The 1464-nt window shown below is 68.0% G+C and carries 2 protein-coding genes; one reads left to right on the top strand and one right to left on the bottom strand.

The genetic code is table 11. From position 1 onward, the window contains the following. On the bottom strand, positions 1 to 515 hold a 515-nt coding region (locus HMPREF7215_RS09860; protein WP_009165711.1), incomplete at its 3' end, for an ankyrin repeat domain-containing protein. 197 nt (positions 516 to 712) lie between these two features. On the opposite strand from HMPREF7215_RS09860, the gene HMPREF7215_RS09865 reads away from it, so the two are divergent. After that, positions 713 to 1464: glycerate kinase (locus HMPREF7215_RS09865; RefSeq protein WP_009165713.1), on the top strand; the 752-nt coding region annotated here is incomplete at its 3' end.

Consider the following 1464-nt stretch of genomic DNA (forward strand, 5'->3'; position numbering starts at 1 on the left):
CGCAGGGCCAGCAGCAGCGGCGTGGCGCCGTCGCGGGCGCGGGCGTCGATATCGGCTCCGGCGTCGACGAGGGCGTTCACCATTTCGACGGAATTGTTCTTGGCGGCGGCAAAGGCGAGCGGCGTCCAGCCGCGGCGGTCTTTGGCCTCGCGACTGGCGCCGGCCGAAAGCAGGAAACGGATCACGGCGGGGCTGTCGCCGAACTGGGCGGCGTACATCAGCGGGGTCATGCCGTTGCCGTCGGCCACGTTGACCTTGGCGCCGGCGTCGATCAGCAGCCGCAGTTTTTCCACCGAGGCGGCCGCGCCGCGGGCGGAAGCCGCTCCCATCAGAGGCGTCACGCCGCCGGCGGCCCTGGCGGGCGACAGCTTTTCATCGCGAAGGGCCAGCGTGATCTCGGCCGGGCTGCCGTCGCGGCACAGGTCGACGAATTCTCTCTGGGTCATCGCCGAAGCGCCGCCGGCGGACAGGCAGAAGACGGCCAGCGAAGCGACGAACTTTTTCGCTTTGTTCATTTTTCACACACCTCGACTTCATCTGAGGATATTTTCGCTGAAACAGCGAAAGGAAACGCAGGATCACGAAAATTATACTCTGAAATGCAAGTTTTTGTCAGGCTCTTGACCGAAAACGTCTGCGCAAACTTCCCTTTTCGCCGGCAGATACGCTAAAATGGGCGCAGACAAATTTTCCCGGCCGGGAGGTGAAATCGATGAGAGTTTTGATCGCCATGGATTCGTTCAAGGGGAACATCAGCGGCCTCGAGGCTTCGGAAGCCGTGGCCCGCGGCGTGCGGCGCGGCTGTCCGTGGGCGGATCTGAAGATCCTTCCCATCGCCGACGGCGGCGAAGGCACCGTCGAGGCTTTCGTGCGCGCCATGCGCGGGCGGACGGTGAGCGGAGTCTTCACGGGGCCGCTGGGACGGCCCGTTCAGGCGGCCTGGGGGCTTTTACCGGACCGCGGCGCGGTCGTGGAGATCGCGGCGGCCTCGGGGCTGCCGCTGGTACCTCTCGGGCGGCGCAACCCGCTCCATACCACTTCGCTGGGAACGGGCGAGCAGATCCGCGCCGCGCTCGACGCGGGCTGCCGCTTCATCGCGCTCGGCCTGGGCGGCAGCGCTACCAACGACGGCGGCATGGGCATCCTCGCCGCGCTGGGGGCGCGCTTTCTCGACGCCGCCGGAGGCGAGCTGCCGCCCCGCGGCGAATCGCTGGAACGGGTCGAACGCGTCGATCTGTCGCGCCTTGATCCGCGCCTTGCGGAAACGGAACTGATGCTCGCCTGCGACGTGCAGAACCCGCTCTGCGGCCCCAGCGGCGCCGCGGCGGTTTACGGGCCGCAAAAAGGCGCGACCGCGGAGATCGTCCAACGTCTCGACGCGGGGCTGCGTCGTTTCGCCGCGGCGGTCGAACGCGCCACGGGCCGCGGCGTGCTTGATTTGCCCGGCGGCGGCGCGGCCGGCGG

This window comes from Pyramidobacter piscolens W5455, assembly GCF_000177335.1.
GTDB classification, from domain to species: domain Bacteria; phylum Synergistota; class Synergistia; order Synergistales; family Dethiosulfovibrionaceae; genus Pyramidobacter; species Pyramidobacter piscolens.